This window comes from Saccharothrix deserti, from assembly GCF_009769385.1.
Taxonomy (GTDB): Bacteria; Actinomycetota; Actinomycetes; order Mycobacteriales; family Pseudonocardiaceae; genus Actinosynnema; species Actinosynnema deserti.
This window is the reverse complement of the sequence record NZ_VKAB01000002.1, coordinates 389,165-414,555: the sequence shown is the minus strand read 5'-3', so window position 1 is coordinate 414,555 and position 25,391 is coordinate 389,165. Positions and strand designations below refer to the sequence as shown.

Here is a 25,391-nt window from a genome sequence, read left to right as displayed (position 1 = left end):
CCAGTGCTCGGCCCGCCGGAATGGGCAACGTGCACGGCCATGGCGACGTAGAGCGATAGTTCGACCGCCCAGAGTGACCAGAGTCTCTTGTGGTGACTTACATGCAGATGCCAAGATTGCCTCTGTCAATATTGTCAAACGCGCAGAAGTGGTGACCACCTTGGGGGGTACGCATGGCCATCACAGCACCGGTGGTCGAGTTACAGGTCGTCGCGAGCGGCCCCGGTGCGGTTGAGGAGTCCGTCCGCATCACGGCGTACCAGCCGTTCCTCGTGGCCGGTGCCGAAGGCGTCACCAAGCCGGCGGACGACTGCACGGCGACCGGCGGTGACTCGTGGCGGCGCACCGCCCTGGACGTCTGCGGAGACCCGAACGAACTCGACGGTGGCGGGATGCGCGACTTCGCCACCACCGGCCGGTGCGGGCCGGGCTGCTTCCCGGCCGACGACCCGAAGATCGTCGTCGCCTGCGACCGCGCCCTGCGGTGATCGACAGCCGCGGACACCGTGGTCCGCGGGACACCTCGACGATTTCACCAGATCGCCCCGATTTCGAGGGAAACACATGGCGCGAATCCTCCACCTGTGCGGCGGGTGGCCGGGTCGCAAGCCCGGAGAAGTCGCCGGGTGGCTGATCCCGAAGCTGCACGACGCCGGGTTCGACACGGAACTCGCCGACGACTCCTGTTCTCGGTCCGTCGTGCCGGTCATCAGCCCTGATCGGTCGAAGTGGTGATGTGCTGCCACTGTCCGTCGGTCTCTTTTGCGTCCTGCCCCTGTGTCGCTGAGGCGGGGACAATCATGTGGCAATGATTATCGTGGCTGCGGCCCTTTAGAGGTCCGTGAGGCGGTGCAAGGGGCACGAACCGGGGTTTCGTCGATTCCTTGAGGGCTTGGGCGACGACTGCCGGCCGTGTGCGGGCTCTCCGGCGTGCCTGAAGATCCTGCGGCGATGTGACCTGGATCTCGCAGCCGCTTCGGGAAAGACCGGTGTTTGCCGGACAGACTGCGTCCATCTGCGGCAGGCAGGGCTATGCGAGAAACCCGACGCGTTGCGCCGGCAGCCGTTAACAACGAAGTAACGAGAAAATGAACAAAGTTAACACTTTCGTAAAGTTTGTGGTCGGGAGTCGCGTGGACGGACGCGGTGCAAACGGCTCGTTTGGCCTCGCGGGATGGAATCGGCGTGCTCAGTGGGTGTCGCCCGATTGCGGTGCGGCATCGCAGCTGTCATTCGGGTATTGTTTCGGCGGACGGCTTTCGGTATCCGCTCGAAAGGTGGACAGTTAACGCTTCATCCGGTGGCATCACCGAAATGGCGGTAGCAAGGAGTCGAGCGCCGAAGCCATCCTTGCAAAGGAACGTTCGAAACAGGTGTGCGGTTTGCCCCTGCGGAGCTCGGTCTCCGGCGAACCGCGCGCTGTCGGTAAATCGGACCCACCACTACAACTTCCATGGGGATGTCGTATGTCCAGCTCCACCTCGGTGCCCGTGGTACCTGTTCGCCTCGGCGCCGTATTAGACCTGCCGAAGCCTCCGGGCATGCACTGGCGGGTACAGGCCACCCAGCTGATCGACTACGAGGTCAGCGTCACCAGGAACCTGCTCTCCCCGAACAACTCCGCCCTCGCCAAGGCCTGCGGCGCCGACGGCCGTCGCCCCACCCGCTGCCTGGTGGTCATCGACTCCGCCGTGCACGCCCTCTACGGCGAGCGGTTGCAGTCGTACTTCGACGCCTGGCGGATCGAGGCGCACTGGGAGCCGGTCCAGGGCGACGAGGGCGCCAAGTCGCTCGAAGCCGCGGTGGCGGTGACCGGGGCGATGAACCGGATGGGCATCCTGCGCCGGACCGAGAAGGTCGTCGCCGTCGGCGGCGGCGTGGTGCTCGACGTGGCGGGCATGGCGGCGAGCATCTACCGGCGCGGCGTGCCCTACATCCGGGTCCCCACCACGCTCGTGGGCCAGATCGACGCCGGGATCGGTGTGAAGACCGGGGTCAACCACGGCCACCACAAGAACCGGCTGGGCACCTACAGCGCGCCGGAGTCGGCCCTGATCGACCCGGAGTTCCTGCGCACGCTGCCGCAGCGGCACGTCGTCAACGGCCTCGCCGAGATCATCAAGATGGCGCTGATCAAGGACGCCGCGCTGTTCGAGCTGCTGGAGTCGATGGTCGCCGACATCACCGCCGAGGTGCTGGCCAGGCACGGCTCCGCCACCGGCGAGGTGCTGTTCCGGGCCATCTCCGGGATGCTCGACGAGCTCGAGCCGAACCTGTGGGAGGACGACCTGGAGCGGGCCGTCGACTACGGCCACACGTTCAGCCCCTCCCTGGAGCTGCTCGCCGACCCGCCGCTGCTGCACGGCGAGGCCGTGACCGTCGACATGGCCATCTGCGTCGCGTTGGCGTGCAACCGCGGCCTGCTGTCCACAGTGGACGCCGATCGCGCGATCGGTCTGATGCGGGACGCGGGCCTGCCCACCGCGCACCCGGTGTTCACCGCCGAGCTGTTGGAGCGCGCTCTCGGCGACGCCGTCAAGCACCGCGACGGCCAGCAGCGGGTCCCGCTGACCAACGGCATCGGCTCCGCGGTGTTCGTCAACGACATCACCACCGACGAGCTGGCGGCGGCCCTGTTCTTCGTCGAGGAGCGCCAGGGCGTGAGCGAGCGGGCAATCGTGTGATGACCGGCCAGGCCACCGTGATCGACGTAGGCGGGACCCACCTGCGGTGGGGGAGCTGGACCCCGGAGGGCGGGCTGCGCGACCGGCGCAGCCTCGCCACCCCCACCTTCCGCAGCCATCCGGAGCTGTCCGTGCCGCAGCTGCAACAGCGGCTGGTCGACGCCATCTGCGACGCCGTGCCGCGGGCGGGCGCGGCGATCGCGGGCGTTTCCTTCGGTGCGGCGATGAATCAGCACGACGGCACGGTCTACGCGTCCGCGCCGATGTGGGGGCCGCACGACGCGCCGTTCGACCTGTTGGGCGCACTGCGCCTGGCACGGTCCGATGTGGACTGGCACGTGGTGAACGACGTGACGGCGGCACTGCTGCACGTCGCGTCGTCACCGCTGTGCGCTCAGGACCGCAAGGTTCTGCTGGCCACGATCAGCACGGGCATCGCGGCCCGCACCATCGACCGCCACACCCGTCGCATCCCGTTGGACGCCAGTGGGTTGCAGGGCGAGATCGGCCACCTGCCCGCGACCGCCTCGGTCGCGGGCGAGGTGGTCGTGTTGACCTGCGACTGCGGGCAACCCGGCCACCTGTCCGCCTACTCGTCCGGACCGGGCATCGCGCAAGTGGCCCGGGTCCTGCGCGAGCGACGGCCGGGGGACTGGGCGGAGTCCGCGCTCGGCCGCGCGATGGCGGACGGCCGGCCCCTGGAGGAGGCGTTCAAGTCGGCGGTGGACTCCGGGGACGGCCTCGCGGTGGAACTGCTCGCCTCGGTGACCGCTCCGGTCGCCGACGTGCTGCGCACCGCGCTGTGCCTCGACCCCGACCTCGACCGCATCGTCCTGACCGGCGGGGTGGCGTACGCGTTCGGCGCGCACTACCGGGCCGCGCTGCTGGCCGGGCTTGAGGCCCGGGGCCTCTACCTGACCAGCAAGTACACCCCGGAGTGGATCGCGGACCGGATCGTGGTCTGCGGTGTCGGCGAGGCCGACTGCCTGGTCGGCGCGGGCATCGCGGCGCTCGCGGGAGTGCGGACCGACCCATGACCACGACCACGCGCGTGAACACGCGCACCACTCACCGGGCGGTGGTCCGGGCGGACGGCACGGTCACCGTGCTCGACCGCCCGACCCCCGTGCCGGATGAGCACGAACTGCTGCTCGCCCCCGTCTACGCGGGGCTGTGCGGCACCGACATCCAGATGCTGCGCGGACTCCGGTCCGATCCCAGTCCGGTCATCGGCCACGAGGGCGTGGCCCGGGTGGTCGCGGCCGGTGGTGGTGTGCCGGAGCACCTGGCCCCGGGGACCCTGGTGTGCGTCAACCCGACCCACCCGGGTGATCCCTCGTTCCTGCTCGGTCACAACGTGGACGGCCTGCTGCAGGAACGGGTTCTCATCGCGGCGTCCGCGGTGCGGGACGGGCTGGTGCTACCGCTGCCCGCGGCCAACAGCACGGAGAACGCCGCGCTGCTGGAACCGCTCGCGGTGGTGCACTACGCGCTGGGCCTGCTGGCCGGGCACCGGCCGCACACGCTGGTGGTGTTCGGCGACGGCGTCGTCGGGCACCTCGCCGTGCGCGCCGCCCCGGTGCTGCTGGGCGCCGGCACCCGGATCGTGCACCTGCACCACACCGAGCAGGGCGTGGACTGGAGCGAGGACCACCCGACACCCGGTGTGCAGCGCGCGCTCAACGACGCGGCGGGCGCGCGGCTGCTGGCGGAACTGCCCGCCGACGAGCGGGTCGCGGTGCTGCTCGCCACGCCCCGCGACGCGACGCTCGCGTGCCTGGACACCGCGCTGCGCACCCTGCGCGGCGACCTGGCGGTCGATCTCCTCGGGGGCCTGCCGCCCGGTGCGGCGAGCCCGCTGCTGCCGGGGACGGACCTGGTCCGGATCCGCGCCGCGAACTGCGCGGGCGTGCCGGACCCCGCGCTGCGGTTCACCGCACCGACCGACACCGGGGCCACCGTGAGCCTGTTCGGCCACCGCGGCGTGGCCAACGGGCACCTGGCCACCGCCGCCGCGGAACTGGTCGCGCACCCGCGGCGGTACCGGGACCTCGTCACCCATCTGGTTGATGTCGACGAGGCCGCGGAAGTCATGCGCGGGCTCGCGCGTTCTCGTGATCGAACAGTGGCTGGTCGTCGATTGATCAAACTCGCGGTGCGCTTCGCACCGCGGGACGACGCAGGGGGAGGCGCTGGATGACCGCGTTGGCAGGACGTCGGGGCTTGGTGGTGGGCGGCTCCACCGGCATCGGCCGCGCGATCGCGCAGGCCTGGTCGCGGGCGGGAATGGACGTGCACGTCCTCAGCCGCTCGCGACCGGCGGAGCAGGGCGCGCTGCGCTGGTCCGCCGTCGACCTGGCAGATCCCGAACAAGCCCGCGCGGTGCTGGCCGAGGCGGGCCGGGGGCCGTTGGACGCCGTGGCGTTCTCGGCGGTGTCCTACGGCGACAAGCGGGCCACCTTCTCCGACACCCCGTTGGCCCAGTGGCGCCAACAGATCGAGGTGAACCTCAACGGGCTGTGGCTGACCCTGGCCGCCACGCTGCCCGCGTTGCGCGCGGCGCGACCGGGGCTGTTCCTCAACGTGTCCTCCGAGGTGGTGTTCAACGGCGGTCCGGGGCGCTCCGGCTACGCCGCGACCAAGGCGGCCTGTGCCTCGCTGGTCGACTCGGTCCACCAGGAGGAGGACCCGGACGACGTCCGGTTCGTGTCGGTCCTGCCGGCGGGCATGGTCGACTCGCCGGGCATCCGGAGGCGACGGCCGGCCGACTTCGACTACTCGGACTACATGCGCCCGGACAGCTTCGGCCCCGTCGCGGTCGAGCTGGCCTTGACGGCGGGCGCGCAGCACAACGGCGACAGCCTCGTCGTGCACGGCGACGGGACCTGGAACCCGGTCCGCGACCGCGTGCCGGTTTCCCAGAGCGATCGGGCCAGGGTGTGAACCGCGCGCGGATCGGCCTGGTCGACTGGCGGCTGCCGGTGAGCGGGCCGCGGGCGGTGGTGCTCGCCGCCGAGCTGGGCGCGGACGGCATCCAACTGGACCTCGGCGGGCCCGGCCGGGCGCCGTGGCTGGACGAGCGGGAACGGCTGCGCGAGCTCCGGGCGGTGTTGGCCGACACGGGCGTGGTGCCGTTGGCGGTCTCCGCGAACACGCTCAACGACATCGGGCTGACCGCCGCCGACGGCACGGCCGCGGCGGAGCGGGTGCGCCAGGTGGTCGACCGGGCGTTGGACGTCGCCGTCGAGATCGGCGCCGGCCTGGTGTTCCTGCCGAGTTTCCGGCGCAGCGCCATCGACGGGCCGTCGGCGCTGGCGAGGACCGCCGAGGTGCTGCGGTGGGCCTGCGCCGAGGCGCGGCGGCGGAATTTGTTGCTGGCCAACGAAAACGTGCTGGCGCCGCCTGATCTGAGGGAACTGATCGAGCAGGTCGGCTCGCCGGCGCTGCGGGTCGTGCTCGACACCGGCAACCTCGCGGTGTCCGGAGTGGACCCGGTGGCCGTGGTGCGGGAGGCCGGTCCGGTGCTCGCCGACCAGGTGCACGTCAAGAGCGCGGCGGACCGGAAGCCCTTGACCTCAGCGGATTCCGCGGTGGTCGAGGCCCTCGCCGAAGTAGGCCGGGCCGGTGTCGTCATCAACGCGCTGGTGTTGGAGAATGACTACCGCGACGGCGACTTCGTTCGCGTCTCGGCCGACCTCGACTGGCTCAAGGCGCGCTTCGCCATCCGTTCACCTGGCGGCGACGCAGCCGCATGATGGTCGATCGGCTCCCCTGAATGGTCGATCGGCTCCGTTGAAAACTGAGGAGATTTTCGTGCCGGTAGTCCTGTTCGCATTAATGCTCGGCGTGTTCTGCGTCGGCACTGCCGAGATCGTCATCTCGGGCCTGCTGCCGGTCGTGGCCAACGACCTCGCGGTGACGGTGCCCGACGCGGGCCTGCTGGTCACCGGCTACGCCCTCGGTGTCACGGTCGTCGGGCCGTTCGTCACGCTGCTGACCACCCGCATGCCGCGCAAGACGCTGGTGCTGCTGCTGATGGGGCTGTTCGCGGTGGGCAACGTCGCGGCCGTGCTCGCGCCCGACTACGACACGCTGATGGCGGCGCGGGTGTTCACCTCGCTCAGCCACGGCACGTTCGTCGCGGTCGCGTTCAACCTGGCGGCGATGCTCTCACCGGCGGACAAGCAGGGCTCGGCGATGGCCAAGATCGCCCTGGGCTTCAACCTCGCCAACGCGCTCGGCGCGCCGCTGGGCACCTTCGTCGGCCAGCACCTCGGCTGGCGCGCCACTTTTCTGGCCATCGTCGTGATCGCCGCGCTGACCATCGCCCTGATCGCCCTGTTCGTGCCGTCGAGCCTGCCCCGCCCGGAGCAGCCCGCCAAGGGGGCGCTGCGCAACGAGGTCCGCGTGCTGAGCCAGCGCAACCTGCAGCTCGCCGTTGTGATCACCGTGTTGGCGCAAGGCGCGGTCTTCACCGCGTCCACCTACGTGGTGCCGCTGTTGATGGACGTGAGCAACTTCAGCGCGGGCGCGGTGGCGGCACTGCTGGTGGTCTTCGGCGTCGGCGCGGTCATCGGCAACTTCGCGGGCGGCAAGCTCGCCGACGGCCACGTCATGCGCGGCGTCACCACCGTGCTGAGCGCGATGGTCGTGGTGCTGCTCCTGTTCTGGGCGACGAGCGTCGTGCCCGTGCTCGCCGCCGTCAGCCTGTTCCTGTTCGGCGCCGTCGGGTTCTCCATCATCCCGTCGCTGCAGGCCCGGATCCAGGCCGTCGCGGTGGCCGCCCCGACGCTGGCCCTGTCGGTCAACGTGTCGGCGTTCAACCTGGGCAACGGCGTGGGCGCCTGGTTGGGTGGCGCGGTGATCGACCGCGGTTTCGGCGTGCGCTCGGTGCTGCCCGCCGCCGCAGGCGTCGCCGCGGTGAGCCTCGCCCTCACGCTGCTGTCGTGGCGCATGGACCGCAAGGCCGACGCCACCGCGGCGGTCGAGCCCGCCCCGGAGGCGGTCGACACCACCTCGGAAACCGCAGACGTCAAGAGCAAGGTCGGCACCGCGGAGGAATGAGCCCCCGCGTGCCTGCCTGATGCGACAGAAGGCCGACAACGGCGTCGGCCTCAGCAACTCCCCGCTGGTCAGCCCGAACAAGGAGTTGAAGTGCCGGAGTTCCCGTCGACCTACCTGACGACCGCCCTGGTGAACGGCAAGGTGAGCGTTACCGCGCAACCCTTTCCCCATGAGTCGCTCAGCGAGGACACTGTCGTCATCAAGCCCGACTTCATGGGGATCTGCCGCGCCGACACCAAGGAGATCGTCGGCTCGCGCGACATCCCGACCGATCGCGGCCCCCTGTTCGGCCACGAGTTCATCGGCTCCGTCACCTTCGCGGGCGCGCGCACCGGCTTCCACCAAGGCGACCTGGTCACCTTCAACCCCAACATCACCCCCACCCGCACCACCGGCTTCGCCGAGTACGTCTTCGTCCACGGCACGGCCGACCGGTTGGACCAAGCGGTCATCCGGGTGCCCGAGCAGGACGTCCTCGACAACATCTGGATGCCGGAACCGCTGGCCTGCATCGTCCACGCCACCAGGAAGCTCCTCGAACTCACCGGTTTCCCCTCCTTCGAGGGCAAGCGGGTCGGGATCATCGGCGCGGGCTGCTCCGGCCTCATGTTCGCCATGCACGCCAAGCACCTCGACGCCTCTGTCGTGGTCTTCAACCGGGGCGGGATGCGCCGGGACTTCGCCCAGGCCCAGGAGATCCTGACCGGGGAGGAGATCCTCCCCCTCGCCGAGGCGCAAGCCCACCGGGACACCTTCGACGTCGTGATCGTGGTGCCCACCATCGTCACCACCGACCTCCTGGAGACCGCCGCCGCCATGGCCGTCAGCGGCGGCGTCCTGCACATCTACGGCGGCACCCGCTCCACCGACCGCTTCCCCGGCACGCAGGTCAACGTCGACACCATCCGCAGGGGTGAGCGGATCGAACCGGTCACCTACCAGGAGAAGCCCCTCGCGGTCTCCGGAGCCTACGGCTGCTTCAAGGAGGACTACGAAGAAGCCTTCCGACTCCACGCCGACCACCCGACCGACTTCCCCGTCGAACGCCTGGTGTCCCGGCACATCACCCTCGACGAGTTCCCGGAGATCATCACCGACATCGCCGAGAACACGAAGGACTTCCCCGGCAAGGTGATCGTCGGGATCGGCGCCCGCGAACCGGAGCTCGGGCGGTTCACCCGTTCGCGTTCGGGAAGCCGATGACGATCGTGCCCGACCGGCTCTGTCCGGTTCGGCCCGGCTCTCAGTCGGTGCTGCCGGTGAGGTAGGCGACGAGGAACTCGTCGTCCTGTTCCTCCTCGGCCAGGGCGGCGTGCAGCACGGCGAGGTAGGACTCGCGGGCCTGTTCGACCTTGCGCCTGCCGTTGTCGGTGATCTGGGTGTAGACCCCGCGCCGGTCGTTCATGCAGTGGTAGCGCTCGGTCAGCCCCTCGCGTTCCAGCCTCGTCACCAGGCGGCTCAGCGAACTCTGGTTCAGCGGGATGGCCTCGGCCAGGACCTGTTGGCGCAGGTGGCCGCCGTCGTCGGAGTAGGCGAGCGCGGCGAGGGCAGCGTATTCCGACACCGACAGGCCGTGCTCCTGGAGGGCTCGTTCGAGACGTTCCTGGATCTTGCCGGTGAGCAGTCGGAGGCGTTGCCACCGCCGCTCGAACTCCGTGGGCAGCTCGATCCGGGGAGCCGGTTGGGCGGCCAGGGGCATCGGTACCTCCTTCACCGAGTCAAGTGTGCACGAACAGTCGTGTTCTGAACAAATATGCCTTTCAATACGATTGACTTGCGGATTGCTGTTTATGCAATATATGTGCATACAATCAAAATCTGCGTGAGCCGCATCCTGGCCAGACCAGGCTGTGCGAACCGGGTGCAAGCGGCCTTGCTGGTCCCGGATGCTGTGCCGGATCGCCGAAGCGGCTGAGGTGAAGGCGGTGGCACCCCCGTCGTGCCACCGCCTTCGGCTCGGTTCAGCTCACTTCGCGGCGCACAGCGCGTGGTCGATCAGGTCCACGGCGACGTCCTTGGCCGGCGGCGTCACGCCGGGCTTCGGGACCATCGAGTCGGTGTTGACCGACACCATCACGCTGCGCTCGCCGTCGGGCGTGACGCCGTTGCGGGTCTTGAAGCCGGGGATGTCGCCGCCGTGCGACCAGTGGCCGCCGCACGAGTTCGGGATCCACATGAGCCCGAGGCCGTACCGGGCGCCGGGCCACGCCGGGTACAGCTTGGGCGTGTCCACGGTCTTCGTCATCTCGGCCAGCTGCGCGGGCCGCAGCACCCTGCCGCCGAGCAGCGCCTTGAGGAACTTGTTGCCGTCCTCGGTGGTGCTGATCATGTCACCGGCCGCGCCGCCCCACGACGGGTTGTACACCGTCACGTCGATCGGGTCGCCCCACCGCGGGTCCGCCGGGTCGGCCTCCAGGCCCTTCTCCGGGAACCGCTCGTAGGCCACGGCGTGCGGCACGGGCAGGAACGGCGACGTGCCGGGCAGGTACGTGTCGCGCAGGCCGAGCGGTCCGACGACGCGGGTGCGCACCTCGTGCTGCCAGGTGTTCCCGGTGACCCGTTCGATGATCATCCCGGCCAGGGCGTAGCCGGTGTTGGAGTAGTTCCAGTCGGTGCCGGGCGCGAAGTCCGGCGGCTCCTGCATGGCCAGCGCGACGGCCTGCTCCGGCGTCACGGTCCGGAACCGGTTCTTCCGGAACTCCTCCTCCAGGAACAGCTCCGGCATCCGGCCGAGGTAGTTGTACAGGCCGCTGGTGTGCTGCAACAGCTGCCGCACGGTGATCTTCGTGCCGTCGTTGCCGTTGCCCGTGACGACGCCGGGCAGCCAGCGTTCGACGGTGTCCTCAAGGGACATCCGGCCCTCGCCGACGAGTTGCAGCACGGTCGCCGCCACGAACGTCTTGGTGTAGCTGCCGATGCGGAACTTGGCCTTCCACGGCACGGGCGTACCGGCCTCGACGTCGCCGTAACCGCTGCGCACCTTCACGTCGCCGCGCGGGGTGTCGAGCTCGACCAGCACGCCGGGCGCGCCGAAGTCGAGCAGCGCGTCCGCGTGCCGCTGGAGGGCGCCGGTGCCGGTGCGGTGGTCGGCGGCCGCCGTGCCCGCCGTGGCGACGCCCAGCACCGCGATCATCACTGTGGCGCAGAGTCTTTTCATGTCACCGAACGTTAGGCACTCGACGGCCCCGCGTCGTCGTCCCACAACGGCATGTTCGGCTACCCCCACGGGGGTACCGGCACATCCGCCCACGGGGTGGCGACGGGTGCCGCGGCAGGCCACTACCTTGGGCCGGTGCTGGCGAAACTCAAACCGATCCGGCTGGACGTGCTGCTCGCGGTGGTGCTGACGTCGTTGACCGTGGTCACCACGGTCAGCCACACCGGCGGCCGGATCGGCTGGGCCGCCTACGTGCTGGCCGCGCTCACCGTCGCGCCGATCGCGCTGCGCCAGATCGCGCCCGTGGCGACGATGACCGTCGTGCTCGGCGCGCTGGCCGGCTACAGCCTGCTCGACTACGGCGGTCTGCCCAGCGCCGGGGTGGGTGTGCTGGTGGGCGTGTTCACCGTGGCCACCCTGCGGTCGCGGCTGGTGGCCGCGCTCGTGGTCGTGTTGACGGCGGCCGTGGTGGTGGTCGCCTACATGGGGCTCGCCGGGGTGATCGCGTGGTCGGAGGTCGTGCAGGGGATCCTGGTCGTGCTGGGCGCGTGGGTGTTGGGCGAGGGCACGAAGCGCTGGGCGGAACGCGCCGAGCGGCTGGCCGAGGAGGCGGCGCGGGCGGTCGCGGACGAACGGGTGCGCATCGCGCGGGAGCTGCACGACATCGTGGCGCACCACATGTCGGTGATCTCCCTCCAGGCGGGCGTGGCGCAGTACGTGCTGGACACGGACCTGTCGACGGCGCGCAAGGCGATCACCACCGTCGGGGACGCCAGCCGCGAGGCGTTGACCGAGATGCGCCGCCTGCTCGACGTGCTGCGCGTCGACCACGACGCGGACTACCGCCCGCAACCGGGCCTGGCGGCGCTCGACGAGTTGGTGGAACGCGCCCGCGGCGCGGGGCTGCCGGTGGACGTGGTGGTCACCGGGAAGGCCCGCGAACTCCAGCCGGGGCCGGACCTGTGCGCGTACCGGGTGGCGCAGGAGTCGTTGACCAACGTGCTCAAGCACGCCGGACCGGCCGCCGCGCGGATCGACGTGGACTACGGAGAGCAGACGCTCGTGCTGAAGGTGACCGACAACGGCAAGGCGACCGCCAACGGTGGGCCGGGCGCGGACCACACGCCGCACGGCATCCGGGGCATGCGGGAACGCGCCGAGCTGTACGGGGGAGTGCTCACCGCCGGCCCGACCGCGGACGGCGGGTTCGGCGTCGTCCTCCGCCTGCCGATGGGCGAGGTGGCGGCCCGATGAGCATCCGCGTGCTCGTCGCCGACGACCAGGCGCTGATCCGCGCCGGCCTCGTCGCCCTGTTCACCGCAGCACCCGGTTTCGAGGTCGTCGGCGAGGCCGCCGACGGCGAGCAGGCGGTGGCCCTGGCCGCCGAGACCGCGCCCGACGTGATCCTGATGGACATCCGGATGCCCGTGCTGGACGGCATCGGCGCCACCCGCCGCATCCTGGCCGAACGGGCAGCGCACCGCGAGGACCCGCCGCGCGTGGTCGTGCTGACCACGTTCGACCTGCCGGAGTACGTCTACACCGCGCTGGGTGAGGGCGCCTCGGGTTTCCTGGTCAAGGACACCCCGCCGGAGCGCATCATCTCCGCGGTCCGCACCATCGCGGCCGGCGACATCCTGATCGCACCGCACATCACCCACCGGCTGATCGAGACCTACGCCCAGCACCACCGGGCCACCGCCGTGGGCGCGCCGCAACTCGCCGCCCTGACCGCGCGGGAGACCGAGGTGCTGCGCCTGGTCGGCAACGGGCTGACCAACGGCCAGATCGCCCAGCGGCTGGTGCTCAGCGAGGCGACGGTGAAGACGCACGTCAAGCGGACGATGGGCAAGCTCGGCCTGGCCAGCCGGGCGCAGGCCGTCGTGGTCGCCTACGAGAGCGGTCTCATCGTCCCCACCTCACCGAACGGCGACCGGAACCGGTGAAACTCCGAGTAGAGCCGGGCGGGCGGCGTCCGGCTTTCAGGGTGAGTTCGCGCCAATCCCGGCGGCCGCAGTTGACCTTTGTGTACGGTTCCCCGTCACCGGATGTGGAGGTGGGACGCGTTGCCCGAAGGGACGCTCGACAGGGGTCTGGTCGACCGGCTGTCCGTGAACGTCGACCGGCTCGGCTGGGAGTACCTCGAGCCCGCGCCGGTCACCCTCAGCCCCGAGGCGAACCAGCCACCGGTCTGGTACGAGCCCCCGGTCCCGGCCGGGGTGCAGTCACGCGCGCCCGGCGCCGCCATCGGCTGCGGCCTGCTCGTCCTGTTCCCCGGCCTGCTGATGCTCATGATCGCGCTGTCCACGCAGGATGGTCCCGCCGTGGCCGGCGCACTGTTCATGACCGGTGTCGGTCTGGTGATCCTGGTCGTTCCGATCGTCAGTGCGCGCCTGAGCGCGGCCAAGATCCGGAGCAACTACCGGCAGTACCGCGAGGACCTGTGGCGCGACTACCAGCGCGCCCACGCCCACTGGCAGGACCGGGTCAACGCGCACAACGCCTCCGAGCTGATGCGGTGGGTGTCGACCATGCGCTGGTACCCGCTGGTGCTGCGCGGCCGGCCGAGCCGGATCGACGTGTTCGGCGGCACCGAGGACGGCTGGGCCGCCCTGCTCGCCACCTTCGGCGCGACGCTGTTGAAGCAGGGCAACGCCATGATGGTGCTCGACTTCACCGAACAGCAGGTGGCAGGCGGTCTCGCGGCCGTCGCCCTGCGGCACGACCTGCCGGTGACCGATCTGGAGCTGCCCGACCAGTTCGCCGACCTCGACCTGATCGAAGGCCTGGGCAGCGAGGAGCTGGCCGAGCTGCTGGCCGAGGCCGTGTCCACCATGCGGCCCGCCGCCAACGGCCCCGACCTGCGGGCCTTGGACGCCGAGCTGTTCGTGGCGGTGCTCGACCGGCTGGTCGAGCGGCCGACGTTCGCCCGGCTCGCGGCGGGGCTGAAGGTGCTCCGCCGCATCTACGACGGCGGCCCGGACGGCCCGCTCACCGCGGCCGAGGTCGGGAAGCTGAATGCGGCGGTCGACGTCGTCGTGCACACCGAACAGACCCGCCAGGAGCTGCAGTTCCTCTCCAGCGTGCTCGACCTCGTCGTGCGCGGTGACGTGACGCCCGCCGGCGGCGCGTCGCTCGACTCGATCCGGCGCGAGCGCGGTGTCGCCGTCATCGGGACGGCGAGCTCGCACCGCCGCCGCAAGGACCTGATCGACCGGCTGTTGTTCCACCGGGTGCTGCACGACCTGCGCGACACGCCGCGCGGGCGCGGCTCCGGGGTGCTGGTGGTCGCGGGCGCCGACGAGGTCGGCGTGTCCGCGTTGCGCGAGCTGACCCGTCAGGCCGAGCGCACCGGCGTGATGCTGATCTTGATGATGCACCGGCTGGACGAGGACCTGCAACAACTCCTCGGCTCCGCGGACAGCGTGTCCGTCGTGATGCGGCTGGGCAACGGCAAGGAGGCCGCGGTCGCGGCGGAGTACATCGGCCGGGAGCACAAGTTCACCCTCAGCCAGCTCACCTACCAGGTCGGCAAGACGATCACCGAGGGCCGGGCGGTCAGCGTCGGTGGCTCGGACAGCGTCTCGCGGCAGTACGGCAGCTCCTCGTCCAGCTCCGGCGGCGGCTCGACGTCGTACAGCAGCGGCTCCAGCTCGTCGGTCACCCGGACGCGCACGTCGACGTGGCAGGACACCGACAGCTACTCCGAGGCCGACTCGACCACGAACGGCCAGGCCGCCAGCCGGGTCTACGAGTTCTCGGTGGAGCCGACGTCGATCCAGGCGCTGCCCGTGACGTCGTTCATCATGGTGGAGACGGCGCGGTCCGGACGGCGCGCGGTGCTCGGCGACTGCAACCCGGGGATCGTGCTGCTGGACAAGGTGTCCCAGACCCCGCGGCTGGGCTGAGCCGGTGCGGCCACTCGACGGTGTGAACTTCCACCGGGTGCTCGCCGTGCCCGGCGGCACGGACCCGGACCCGCGTCCGGCCCAGCTGTTCGCGGCGCTGACCGCCGCGCACGTCGAGCTGGCGGGCTCGGGTGCGGAACGCCCGGTGCTCGCCACGGCGTGGCTGCGGCGTCCTCGTTCCGAACGGGTGCACGTGCTGGTCGGCGGCCGTCCGTGGTTCCCGCCCGCCGGTGACGGCGCGTTGCTCTACCCGCCGGGCAGCGTCGGCGAGGTCGTGCCGGGTGACGAGGCCGACGAGCTGTTCGACGAGTTCGACGTGTGGATGCGGTGCACCGGACAGACGGACTCGCTGTGGCTGCCGGGGGAGGAGGGCAACGGCATCCCCCAGCGCCGCGGCGGTTTCGACGACTACGTGGTGTTCATGGGGCAGCCGTTCGCCTGGGTGGTCGTCGCCGAACCGGTGCCCTCCGACACGGTCGAGTTCGAGTTGGTCTCGATCGCCAACGAGATCCCGCGCTTGCGGCAGCGGGAGAACTCGCAGTCCGACCGGGTGGCGTTGGAGCGTGCCGAGGGGCGTTACCGGGAGTTGTCCCGGGCGCGGGTCAGCGGCATGTGGAACGTGCACGTCTTCGTGGGCGCCGACACCGGGGCGAACGCTCGGCGTGCGGCGGCGTTGTTGTGCAGTTCGGGTGATCTGGACGAGCTGCCGTACGCGTTGAGGCCCGGTGCGGACACCGGTTCGCTGGACGAGGTCGACGACGCGCCGGTGCGTCCGGTGGGCGGCGCGTCCTCGCCGTTCGCGGGCAGCACCGAGCTGCTGTCGACACTGGCCCGGCCGCCGGTGCGCGAGATCCCCGGTGTGCGGCTGGTGGAGCGGGCCGAGTTCGACCTGACGTCCGAGGTGACGGGGTCGATCCCGCTGGGTTCGGTGCTCGACACGGCCGGTCGTCCGATCGGGGAGCTGAGCGTGGGCACCGGGACGCTGAACCGGCACGTGTTCGTCGCGGGCGCCACCGGTTCCGGCAAGTCGCAGACGGTGCGTCACCTGTTGGAGGGACTGCACCGGGCGGGTGTGCCGTGGCTGGTGATCGAGCCGGCCAAGGCGGAGTACGCGCGGATGGCCGGCCGGCTGTGGCCCGACGGCGAGGTGGCCGTCATCCGGCCGGGTGACCCGGACGCCGTTCCGCTCGGCCTCAACCCGCTGGAACCGGAGCCGGGATTCCCGCTCCAGACGCACGTCGACCTCGTGCGCGAGCTGTTCCTGGCCGCTTTCCAGGCGGAGGAGCCGTTCCCGCAGGTCCTCGCCCAGGGGCTGACGCGGTGTTACGAGGAGTACGGCTGGAACCTGGCGTTGAGCAGCAGTCGGTTTCCCGCGGCCGAGCCCCGGTACCCGACGTTGCGCGATCTCCAGAGCGCGGCACGGCAGGTGGTCGAGGACATCGGGTACGGCAAGGAGATCAGCGCCAACGTCCGCGGTTTCGTCGACGTCCGGCTCGGGTCGTTGCGGCTCGGCACGCCCGGTCGGTTCTTCGAGGGCGGGTTGCCGCTGGACGTGGCGGACCTGTTGCGCCGCAACGTGGTGCTGGAGATCGAGGACGTCGGCAACGACCAGGACAAGGCGTTCTTCATCGGCGCGGTGCTGATCCGGCTGGTCGAGCACCTGCGGGTGCGGCGGACGTCCGGTGCGGTGGGGCTGCGGCACGTGACGGTCGTGGAGGAGGCGCACCGGCTGCTGAAGAACGTGCCGCCGGGCAGCCCCGCGTCGCACGCGGTGGAGATGTTCGCGGCGTTGCTGGCGGAGATCCGGGCGTACGGCGAGGGCGTGGTGATCGCCGAGCAGATCCCGGCCAAGATCATCCCGGACGTCTTGAAGAACACCGCGCTCAAGATCGTGCACCGGTTGCCCGCCGCCGACGACCGCGACGCCGTGGGCGCGACGATGAACCTGGACGAGGTGCAGTCCCGGCACGTGGTGTCGCTGCCGCCCGGTCGCGCGGCCGTGTTCGCCGACGGGATGGACCGGCCGGTGCTGCTCGGGATCCCGCTCGGCGAGGACCGCGAGTCGATCGACGTGCCGATGGGGGTGGTGCGGGGGATCGGCATGCACACCCTGGCGTGTCGGCCGGAATGCCGTGCGGCGCCTTGCACTTTGCGGCAGATCAGCGAGGCCTGGCAGGTGGCTTCGCAGCCGGAGCTGACCATCTGGGTGGAACTCCTCGTGCTGGCGCACGTGATCGGCCGCCCGTCGCCGGTGCCCGCGGGTGGGTGGTTGGACCGGCTCGACGGTGACCCGCCGCGGTTGGAACGCGCGGTCGGTTTGCTGGCGCAGCGCGGGGTCGATGTCCGGTACCGGGACCTGGTGCCGTTCTACGATCCCGATCACCTGGCCGTGCACGTTGCCCGGCAGGCTCGGGACCGGTTGGCGGGGCGTGCCGGCTCCTCGTGCGGGGTGGAGGTCGAGTGGCAGGCCGGCCCGTACCGTTGGCACGACGTGTTGGTGGCTCTGCATCGCGGGAAGACGACCGAGGTGCACCCGGACACTCCGCTGTGGGCGGCGCGCGGTCTGGTGCTCGCCGGTCGGACCTGGGAGGAGCAGTACTCGGAACTGTTGCGCCGCACCAACGCCGAGCGTGACCTGGAACGGGTGTTCGTCGGCCGTGACCGCCCGGACGCGTTGACCGCCGCGACGCGGGAGTACTCGGGCTTGGCAGACCCGATCGCCGCCCTGCGCGCGGTGTTGCCGTTGTTCGAGCCGTTCCCCGGCGACTGGCCGATCCGGTTCCGGGGCAAGCCGACATGAGTGGGGACAACCCGGAGACCCCCGACTCCACACCGCCCGGAACACCGCCGGAGTCGCCTCCGAGAGCCGGCGACGTCATGGTCGAGGATGCGGATCAGGAGGAATCCGACTCCTCCGAGGCCAGGTCGTCGGGCGCGGGCGACGTGATGACCTCTTCGGTGGATGCGAAGGGGGAGGAGGAGTCGACCGAGGAGCAAGAGCGCGGTGCGGGCTCCGCCATGGTCGAGGCCGCCGACGACCAGGCCGAGGTCGAGTCGGAGGTGCCCGCGTCCTCGGTGGAGGAGGACACGTCCGACGACGGAGCGCGCACCCCGGAGGAGCCACCGCGCGAGGTGGTCGAGGGTGCGGACGATCCGGCTGTCGTGGAGGATGACGACGAAGTTCCCCCAGAGCCGGCAGAGCCCGCTGCGGCCGATCGAATCGGCGAAGAGGACAAGCCGCACGCCGGCGCGTTGAAGGCGGAGCACGAGGAGTTCCAGGAGCACTACTACCTGCGTGAGGGCGAACCCGTGCGTCGGGACGCGTACGCCCAGGACGCCGACGGCAACCGGATTCCCCGGATGAGTTCCGGTGAAGGCGACTGGTACGTCCCTGTCGACTCCGATGTGCAACGGGCGTCGTTCAAGGGCGATGTGGAGCGGTACTCCGCGACGGAGGAGGACAAGGAACGGTTCCAGGCCGTTGTGGACGATCGCGGTGAAGCCCTGGCCGCCTTGCGCGAGGCGAAAGCCGACCCCGACACACCGGACGACGTCTTGAAGGACGCCTACACGTCGGTCAGGGACATCGGCGAAGAGCTCGGGCACCAAGCCGGGAAGCTCGCCGTCGAGAACGTCTACGGCGGTGAAGGCGTGACGATCACCCCGCTGCACGAAGAAGGCGAACGGGGTGCGGGTCGGTTCGACCAGATGTGGAAAGTGACCGATCAGGAGCAGAACGACCGGTTCGTCGTCGTCGAGTGCAAGGGAGGGGACGGCCCGCTGGGGACACGACTCGACAACGGCACGTCACACGAACAGGGCACTCCGGAGTACTTCGACTCGATACAGCGGGCGATGCTGTCCCGTCCCGCCGAAGTCGGTGTCGCGATCGACTTGGCCCTGGCCCGGAACGCGGGCGCCGTCGACTTCATCCTGGTCCGCGCGTCCACCGTGGAAGGCGGGCACGGCGCGGAATTCGGTGGCTACTCTCTCCGCAGGTTCGACCTCGACAGGCACGGGAGCGATTCATGATCACCATTCCGCGGCATGCCACCGACCACGGCTTGGCGCAAAAACAGGTGGAAGCCCTGGCGGCCAAGGAGGGGGTCGCCGCGAAGATCGCGCGCGACAACTTCGACCAGCTGTACTTCGCCCACTCCCTGGCGGTCATGCACGCCGCGTTCCGGTCGGTGGTCGACCCGGAGGCGCGCACCGCCGAGATCTGGACGAGCATCGTCCTGGCGGCGCACGCGGGTACGGGCATCTTCGCGCTCGCCGCTACCGAGGGCGGTGGCGCGGACCTGGTGATCGGGCAACCCGTGCACGTGCCGGCCAAGGGCAGCACCCTCCACCTCGATCCACTCACCTGGGTGAACGTGCACAACCTGGCGGTCGTCTGTCGGGACAAGAAGTTGCTGGACGTACTGTGCGCGGTGCCCGTGTCGGCGATGCGACGTCCCGGGTCGTCGTCCGACGAGTTCGCGTTTCTCTGGGTCGACGCGTTGCAGTCCTACTGGCGACGTGAGCCGGACGTCCTGGGCAAGCTCAACACGGCACTCGAGGCCACCGGCGCGGAAAAATCGGTCATGCCGAAGGCAATGGCGTTGCAGTGCTACTACCCGACGATGAAGCTGTTCCACTACCTCGCCCGGCAGGAGGCGGAAGGGGTGAACAGCACGCTCGCCGAGGCCTTGCAGTCGCACAAGAAGTACTGGGGTCAGAAGAGCCGCGCGAACAATCCCGACGGCTTGCTCGCGCTCGGCCCGCTGGCCATGGCGTGCATCGCGTACGACCTGGAAATCGAGTTGGCGGTCGAGTCGGAGTACGTGCCCAGGGGGCTCCTCGAGGGTGTCCGAGTGGGCGAATGACCTGCGGAGGTGCGACCTGCGCCGGCACGTCGCGCCTGGGCCGGTGCCGCATCGCCACCAGGTCGTCGTCTCCCGATCGTGCCGGTGATCTAGCATCCGCGCCGTGGACAAAACGCGGGTCGGATGCTGGTCGGTGGTCGCGCTCGTGGTGGCGCAAACGCTTTCCACCCTGTTGTCCGGCGGACCACCCGAACTGAGGATCGTCGGCGTGGTCTTCAACGCCGCCGCCGCGTTCTCGACCTACCTGCTGCTGCGCCGCCCCGACCGCAACCGCTGGCCGCTCGTCGCCTGGACCGCCGGCTTCTTCGGCTGGCACGTGACCGGCCTGCTCACCCTGGCGGGCATCGTCACGACCGATCTGGACGTGGCGTTCACGGTCGGCGGCGACCAGCAGTTCTCGGTCCTCTACCAGGCCGTCCTGACCACGTTGGCGGGCTTCGCGGTCCACCTGCTCCTGCCCAGGCCGAACCGGACCTGACCCCGGTCAGGCATCGCGCAGCCGAAGCAGCAGGCCACCCGCCGACAGCGCTCCCGCCGCCCACAACCCGAGCACACCGAGACCGGCCCAGGGACCGATCGGCAGGCTGTCGAGGTTCGTGGTCGCCTGAACCGCCAGCCCCGCCGTCATCGGGCTGATCCGCTGGAGGCGGTCGAACCAGTCCGGGTCGGACACCACCGCGGCCACGACCGGGAACAGGTACAGCAGGCCGAGCACGATCCCGATGGCCGTCGCCGCGTCGCGCACGACGGTGGCGACGCCCAGGCTGAGCAGGCCCACCAGCACCAGGTAGAGGACCGAGCCGACGGCCGCCCGCAGCACCGGCCCGTCGGCCAGGGACAGCACCGCGTGCCCGTTCGCCTCGGTGAAACCGTTGCCCGGCAGGATGATCCGCCCCGCCAGCACCGACACGAGCACCGCCGTCGCACCCGCAACCAACACCAGCACGCTGATCACGGACGCCTTGGCGGCCAGCACCGCGGACCGGCGCGGTATCGCGGCGAACGTCACCCGGATCATCCCGGTGCTGTACTCGCCGCCGACCGCCAGCACGGCCAGCACGGCGACGACGGCCTGCCCGAACGCGATCCCGGTGAGGCTGATCTTCGCCGGGTCCTGCCCGCAGCCCACACCGGAGCAGCTGACGGCCGCCGACGTCGCGACACCCAGCGCCACGGTCAGCAGCACCACGGCGGCCAACAGCCACACCGTGCCCGCCACGGTCCGCAGCTTCGTCCACTCCACGTGCAGCGCTTCCTTCACGCGTCCCTCCGGCGCAGCACGGAGGCCGCCACACCGAGCGCGAGCGCGGTGTAGCCGCACAGCACCGCGAAGCCCCCCAGCGGCGGCAACGGGAAGTAACCGTCGGCAGGCGTGTAACCGGCGTCGACCTGCGGGTACTCCGGCATGCTCTGCTGGACGGCGAACGCGGCGGCCGGCGTGACCCGCAGCAACCAGTCCGAAGGACCGGTGGGCAGGACCGACGCGATCGCCAGGGTGTACGGCAGCACGATCGCCACGATGACGACGGTCACCGCCCCCGCGCTGCGCCGCAGCACCGTGCCGACGGCCAGGCTGAAGACCGCCGCGACCGCCAGCAACGCCGCCGTGCCGACCACCACCCGCAGTTCCGTCGCCGTGGGCACCGGGAACGCGAAGTGACCCTTGTCCCGCTCCACCGCCCGCACCAGCGGCACCGCGATCGAGGCGGCGGCCAGCCCGGTGACGAACGTGACCGACCCGATCACCGCGGACTTCGCCGCCAGCACCCGGCCACGCCTCGGGCTCGCGCTGAGGCTCGTGCGGATCAGCCCGCGCCGGTACTCGGAGGTCATGAACGTCGCCGCGACCACGATGACCGCGATCAGCCCGGCGAACGCGCCCACGAGGCCGCTCTCGACCGTCTTGCCGAGACCGCCCCGACCGGCCACGATCGGCGCGATGTTGCCGGACCCGCGCACCGTGACACCGTCGCCGGTCTCCTCGAAACCGGTGGGCGAGCCGCCGTCCGGCCGTCCACCGCTCCGGTCGCCGATGTTGTCACCGGTCCACGTGTCGTCCGGCCGCGTGCCCTCAAGGTCGATCCGGTCGAACTCGGCGGTCGCCAGCGTGGGGTAGCTCGTGCCGCTGGCGCTCGCGAACGACTCGGTGATCTCCTCGTGGTGCGGAGAGGTGGCGAACAGCCCGGCTTGGACGGTCGACGGCAGTCCGGGCAGGGTGACCGTGCCGACGAGGTGCCAGTTCACGCCGTCGGCCGACTCGTGGCCGGTGATCGTGTCGCCCGACCGGGTCAGGCGCAGCCAGCTCGGCTTCGCGGACAGCGTGCCCGCGATGTCGCCGGTGAAGTTGTGCTGCATCCGCACGCCGTGTCCGCCGGTGACCGCCATCGCGGCGTACTGCGATCCGGGGGTCGTGCTCTCCTTGATGACGACCCCGGCCTTGGTCCACGGCTGAGTGTCCTCGACCGGCGCCTGACCGTCCGAAGAGGACACCGCGGTCAGCGACGTCAACCGGGCGGTGATGCTGCCGTCGCCGGTCAACGTCTTGTGCGCGAAGGAGAAGCTGTCGATCACGGGCTCGCCGCCCGGACCGATCGGGGGTGTGCTGGCCGCGCACGGCTGACCGTTCGGGCCGCTGCACGAGAAGTTGCTCGCCGCCGCGCCGAACAACCCGATCAGCACGGTGACCAGCGCCGCCGCCACCAGGCCGATCACCCAGCCGCGGACGGTCCGGAACTTCGTCCACTCCGCGCGCAGCAACTGCCCGAACCCGTCCCGCCCGGTCACCGTGCCCCCTCCTGCGCCGCGTGGAACTCGACCGCGTCCCTGGTCAGCTCCATGTACGCCTCTTCGAGGGACGCGCGGTGCGCCGACACCTCGGAGAACGGCACCGCGTTCTCGCCGAGCAGCGCCACCACGCGTTCACCGGACAGCCCGGAGACGGTGAGCGTGTCGGACCCGGTGACGGCGACCGTGGCACCGGCGTGCGCGAGCACCGTCGTGGCCCGCGCGCGGTCGCCGGTGCGCAACGTGACCCGGTCACCGGACGCGGACTCGATCAGGTCCGCCACGCCGACGTCGGCGATGACCTTGCCCCGGCCGACGATCACCACGTGGTCGGCGGTGTCCTGGAGTTCGCTCATCAGGTGGCTGGACACCAGCACCGCCCGGCCCTCGGCGGCCAGCGACCGCAGGAAACCGCGCATCCACCGGATGCCCTCGGGGTCCATGCCGTTGACCGGCTCGTCCAGCACGAGCACCGGCGGGTCGCCGAGCAGCGCCGCCGCGATGCCCAGCCGCTGCCTCATGCCCAACGAGTAGCCGCCCGCCTTGCGCCTGATCGCCGACGTCAGGCCGACCCGTTCGACCACCTCGTCCACCCGCCGGGCGGCCAGGCCCTGCGAGTGGGCCAGCCACAGCAGGTGGTTGCGGCCGGTGCGGCTGGGCTGGAGCGCGCCCGCGTCCAACAGCGAACCGACCTGCCGCAGCGGGTGCCGCAGGCTCCGGTACGACCGGCCGCCGACCAGCGCGCGGCCCTCGTCGACCGAGTCCAGGCCCAGGATCACCCGCATCGTGGTGGACTTCCCGGCGCCGTTGGGGCCGACGAAGCCGGTGACCTTGCCCGGTGTGACGGTGAACGTCATCCCGTCCAGCGCCACGGTCGGCCCGTACCGCTTGCGCAGCCCGGTGACTTCGATGGTTGCTTCCATGACGGGAAGGCTAGGTAGCCGAAGTGGGCCCGGTCGTCACGCGAGAGAGCCGTCTCCGCCGTCGCTGACGTGGGGGAGGGCCGGCGTCGCGTGTCCCTCTTGTGGGGGACGGCGGTGTCACCGGCTGCGGTGACGCACGGGCGCGGGCCGGCCGCCAGAATGATCGGCGTGAGCGGAGAGAGCGACCGGTGGGGTTGGGCACGGCGGTTCGTCGCGGCCCCGCACGCGCCGATCGTGGGCGGGGTGGTGCTGGGTGCGGGCGCGGTGACCGAGTCGGTCGTGCGGGCCGTGACCGGCGGCGCGGACACCCAGCTCGTCCTGGTGCTCGGCCTGCTCGCGCTGGGCACGACGGCGCCGGTGGCGTTCCTGCGGCCGACCCCGGCCGCGATCGCCGTCTCGGCGGCGGGGGTGCTGTCGCTCGGGCTGTTCCACACCCTCACCGTCGCGGGGCTCGGCGCGCAGCTGATCGTGCTGTACCGGCTGGGTCGGGCGGGTGGGCAGGTCCTGGCCACGTGCCTGGCCGCGCCGTACCTGGTACTGGCCCTGGTCGGCCCGGGGGTTCCGACCGTCCTGGCGTCGTCGCTCGGGTTGGCGGCGGGGTGGGTCGGGATCGCCCGGTGGGCGCGCGGCGAGGCGTCGGTGCACCGGGCCGCCCGGCAGGCCGTCGCCGGGAGACTGATCGAGCACACCGCACGCGGTGAACGGGCACGCATCGCGCGCGAGCTGCACGACGTCGTCGCGCACCACATCTCCATGATCGCGGTGCAGGCGGAGACGGCCCGGCTGACCACGCCCGGTATGCCCGCCGCCGGCGCGCAGCGGCTGTCGGAGATCGGTGACACCGCGCGGGCCGGGTTGACCGAGATGCGGCGGCTGCTCGGCGTGCTGCGGGAGGACGCGCCGGAGGAGGTCGCGGACCGGCGGCCCCAGCCCGGTCTGCAACAGCTCAACGAACTGCTCGACCACGCCAGGGACACGTCCGGCGCGGGTGCGCGGCTCATCGTCTCCGGCACGCCGTCCGGGCTCGACCCGGGCGTCGAACTGGCCGCGTACCGGATCGTCCAGGAAGCCCTGACCAACGCGCGGCGGCACGCGCCCGGCGCGGCGGTCGACGTGGAGCTGCACTACACCGACGAGGCGCTGCGGTTGCGCATACGGGACAACGGACCCGGCCCACCGGCCACGACCCCGCCCGGTGGGCACGGGTTGACCGGGATGCGCGAACGGGCGGCGGCCGTGGGCGGCCGGCTGCACGTCGGCCCGGCGGTCGTGGGCGGGTTCCTGGTGGAGGCCAGCCTCCCGGCGAAGGCGGCCGGGTGAACGCGCTCCGCGTCGTCGTCGCCGACGACCACCAGGTCATCCGCACCGGGTACGCCGCGCTGCTCGACACGCAGCCGGACTTCACCGTCGTCGGCACCGCGTCCGATGGCGGCGAGGCGGTGCGGATCTGCCGGGAACTGTCGCCCGACGTCGTGCTCATGGACGTGCGGATGCCGGGGATGGACGGCATCGAGGCCACGCGTCGACTGGTCGACGGCGCGTCGGGTGGGCCGCGGATCCTGATCCTGACGACGTTCGACCTGGACGAGTACGTCTACGACGCGTTGCGCGCGGGTGCCGGCGGCTTCCTGCTCAAGGACGTGACGGCGGAGCAGCTGTTCGACGCCGTGCGGGTGATCGCGGCCGGTGAGGCGCTGCTCGCACCGACCGTCACCCGGCGTTTGATCAGCGAGTTCACCCGCCTGCGCCCCCAGCCGGACACGCCGCCGAACACCGCCCTGGCCACCCTCACACCGCGCGAGACGCAGGTGTTGCGGCTGGTCGCCGAGGGCCTGTCGAACCCGGAGGTGGCGGCCCGGCTGGTGGTCACCGAGGAGACGGTGAAGACGCACGTGAGCCGGGTGCTGAACAAGCTGGGCCTGCGCGACCGCACCCAGGCGGTGGTGGCCGCCTACGAGTCGGGCCTGGTCGTGCCGCGCTTCCGCGAGCCCGGCTAGCGCGCG

The 25,391-nt window shown here is 71.0% G+C and carries 23 protein-coding genes; 18 read left to right on the top strand and 5 right to left on the bottom strand.

Annotated features, from left to right (window positions below; genetic code table 11):
- The first annotated feature begins 173 nt into the window (after positions 1-173).
- The 9 genes from FM051_RS16580 to FM051_RS16540 all read left to right on the top strand — a co-directional run bounded on the left by FM051_RS16580 (position 174) and on the right by FM051_RS16540 (position 8,951).
- Positions 174-488, top strand: a complete 315-nt coding sequence (locus tag FM051_RS16580; RefSeq protein ID WP_158843844.1) for a hypothetical protein — start codon at positions 174-176, stop codon at positions 486-488.
- 76 nt (positions 489-564) lie between these two features.
- Positions 565-735, top strand: a complete 171-nt coding sequence (locus FM051_RS16575; protein WP_158843842.1) for a hypothetical protein — start codon at positions 565-567, stop codon at positions 733-735.
- A gap of 731 nt (positions 736-1,466) precedes the next feature.
- Positions 1,467-2,684: a sedoheptulose 7-phosphate cyclase gene (locus tag FM051_RS16570; protein ID WP_238412433.1), complete on the top strand. Its 1,218-nt coding sequence runs from the start codon at positions 1,467-1,469 to the stop codon at positions 2,682-2,684.
- The gene (locus tag FM051_RS16565) at positions 2,684-3,721 is read left to right on the top strand and encodes an ROK family protein (RefSeq protein ID WP_158843840.1); all 1,038 of its coding nucleotides are present in this window, start codon (positions 2,684-2,686) and stop codon (positions 3,719-3,721) included. Before FM051_RS16570 ends, FM051_RS16565 begins: the two co-directional genes overlap by 1 nt.
- Positions 3,718-4,884 carry an alcohol dehydrogenase catalytic domain-containing protein gene (locus FM051_RS16560; protein WP_158843838.1) on the top strand — a complete coding sequence of 389 codons (1,167 nt, stop codon included), beginning with the start codon at positions 3,718-3,720 and terminating at the stop codon, positions 4,882-4,884. Before FM051_RS16565 ends, FM051_RS16560 begins: the two co-directional genes overlap by 4 nt.
- Positions 4,881-5,627 carry an SDR family NAD(P)-dependent oxidoreductase gene (locus tag FM051_RS16555; RefSeq protein WP_202918868.1) on the top strand — a complete coding sequence of 249 codons (747 nt, stop codon included), beginning with the start codon at positions 4,881-4,883 and terminating at the stop codon, positions 5,625-5,627. Before FM051_RS16560 ends, FM051_RS16555 begins: the two co-directional genes overlap by 4 nt.
- Entirely contained in the window at positions 5,624-6,439 is an 816-nt protein-coding gene (locus FM051_RS16550) for a sugar phosphate isomerase/epimerase family protein (protein WP_158843836.1), read from the top strand. The genes FM051_RS16555 and FM051_RS16550 overlap by 4 nt, the downstream gene beginning before the upstream one ends.
- Positions 6,440-6,497: 58 nt before the next feature.
- A complete protein-coding gene (locus FM051_RS16545; RefSeq protein WP_158843834.1) occupies positions 6,498-7,748 on the top strand; it encodes an MFS transporter in 1,251 nt (416 codons plus the stop codon).
- Between the two features lie 90 nt (positions 7,749-7,838).
- Positions 7,839-8,951 (top strand): alcohol dehydrogenase catalytic domain-containing protein, encoded by a 1,113-nt coding sequence (locus FM051_RS16540; protein WP_158843832.1) that lies wholly within the window; start codon positions 7,839-7,841, stop codon positions 8,949-8,951.
- Between the two features lie 40 nt (positions 8,952-8,991).
- Here the strand turns inward: FM051_RS16540 and FM051_RS16535 are convergent, their stop codons facing one another.
- Entirely contained in the window at positions 8,992-9,462 is a 471-nt protein-coding gene (locus FM051_RS16535; RefSeq protein WP_238412432.1) for a MarR family winged helix-turn-helix transcriptional regulator, read from the bottom strand.
- A 252-nt stretch (positions 9,463-9,714) separates the two neighbouring features.
- A complete protein-coding gene (locus tag FM051_RS16530) occupies positions 9,715-10,905 on the bottom strand; it encodes a serine hydrolase domain-containing protein (RefSeq protein WP_158843830.1) in 1,191 nt (396 codons plus the stop codon).
- A 135-nt stretch (positions 10,906-11,040) separates the two neighbouring features.
- On the opposite strand from FM051_RS16530, the gene FM051_RS16525 reads away from it, so the two are divergent.
- From FM051_RS16525 to FM051_RS16495, 7 genes are all read left to right on the top strand, one after another.
- On the top strand, positions 11,041-12,159 hold the full coding sequence (locus FM051_RS16525) for a sensor histidine kinase (RefSeq protein WP_238412431.1): 1,119 nt from the start codon (positions 11,041-11,043) through the stop codon (positions 12,157-12,159).
- On the top strand, positions 12,156-12,851 hold the full coding sequence (locus FM051_RS16520) for a response regulator (protein ID WP_202918866.1): 696 nt from the start codon (positions 12,156-12,158) through the stop codon (positions 12,849-12,851). The genes FM051_RS16525 and FM051_RS16520 overlap by 4 nt, the downstream gene beginning before the upstream one ends.
- A 102-nt stretch (positions 12,852-12,953) precedes the next feature.
- A complete protein-coding gene (locus tag FM051_RS16515; protein ID WP_158843828.1) occupies positions 12,954-14,813 on the top strand; it encodes a hypothetical protein in 1,860 nt (619 codons plus the stop codon).
- A 4-nt stretch (positions 14,814-14,817) separates the two neighbouring features.
- Entirely contained in the window at positions 14,818-17,613 is a 2,796-nt protein-coding gene (locus tag FM051_RS16510; protein ID WP_158843826.1) for an ATP-binding protein, read from the top strand.
- Entirely contained in the window at positions 17,610-18,845 is a 1,236-nt protein-coding gene (locus FM051_RS16505; protein ID WP_158843824.1) for a hypothetical protein, read from the top strand. The genes FM051_RS16510 and FM051_RS16505 overlap by 4 nt, the downstream gene beginning before the upstream one ends.
- Positions 18,842-19,681 (top strand): immunity 49 family protein, encoded by an 840-nt coding sequence (locus tag FM051_RS16500; RefSeq protein WP_158843822.1) that lies wholly within the window; start codon positions 18,842-18,844, stop codon positions 19,679-19,681. Before FM051_RS16505 ends, FM051_RS16500 begins: the two co-directional genes overlap by 4 nt.
- A gap of 103 nt (positions 19,682-19,784) precedes the next feature.
- The gene (locus FM051_RS16495; protein WP_158843821.1) at positions 19,785-20,159 is read left to right on the top strand and encodes a hypothetical protein; all 375 of its coding nucleotides are present in this window, start codon (positions 19,785-19,787) and stop codon (positions 20,157-20,159) included.
- 6 nt (positions 20,160-20,165) lie between these two features.
- Here FM051_RS16495 and FM051_RS16490 read toward each other — a convergent pair whose 3' ends face one another.
- The 3 genes from FM051_RS16490 to FM051_RS16480 are packed head-to-tail and all read right to left on the bottom strand — an operon-like array spanning position 20,166 to position 23,388.
- Complete coding sequence (locus tag FM051_RS16490) at positions 20,166-20,942, bottom strand: ABC transporter permease subunit (protein ID WP_158843820.1); 777 nt, start codon at positions 20,940-20,942, stop codon at positions 20,166-20,168.
- Positions 20,939-22,465, bottom strand: coding sequence for a DUF1349 domain-containing protein (locus FM051_RS16485; protein ID WP_238412430.1), 1,527 nt, complete (start codon positions 22,463-22,465; stop codon positions 20,939-20,941). Before FM051_RS16485 ends, FM051_RS16490 begins: the two co-directional genes overlap by 4 nt.
- Positions 22,462-23,388, bottom strand: a complete 927-nt coding sequence (locus FM051_RS16480; RefSeq protein WP_158843819.1) for an ABC transporter ATP-binding protein — start codon at positions 23,386-23,388, stop codon at positions 22,462-22,464. Before FM051_RS16480 ends, FM051_RS16485 begins: the two co-directional genes overlap by 4 nt.
- A gap of 168 nt (positions 23,389-23,556) precedes the next feature.
- Here FM051_RS16480 and FM051_RS16475 point away from each other — a divergent pair, with 168 nt between their 5' ends.
- Together FM051_RS16475 and FM051_RS16470 are read left to right on the top strand one after the other, a co-directional pair.
- Positions 23,557-24,708 (top strand): sensor histidine kinase, encoded by a 1,152-nt coding sequence (locus tag FM051_RS16475; RefSeq protein ID WP_202918865.1) that lies wholly within the window; start codon positions 23,557-23,559, stop codon positions 24,706-24,708.
- The gene (locus tag FM051_RS16470; RefSeq protein ID WP_158843818.1) at positions 24,705-25,385 is read left to right on the top strand and encodes a response regulator; all 681 of its coding nucleotides are present in this window, start codon (positions 24,705-24,707) and stop codon (positions 25,383-25,385) included. Before FM051_RS16475 ends, FM051_RS16470 begins: the two co-directional genes overlap by 4 nt.
- The last annotated feature ends 6 nt before the right edge of the window (positions 25,386-25,391 follow it).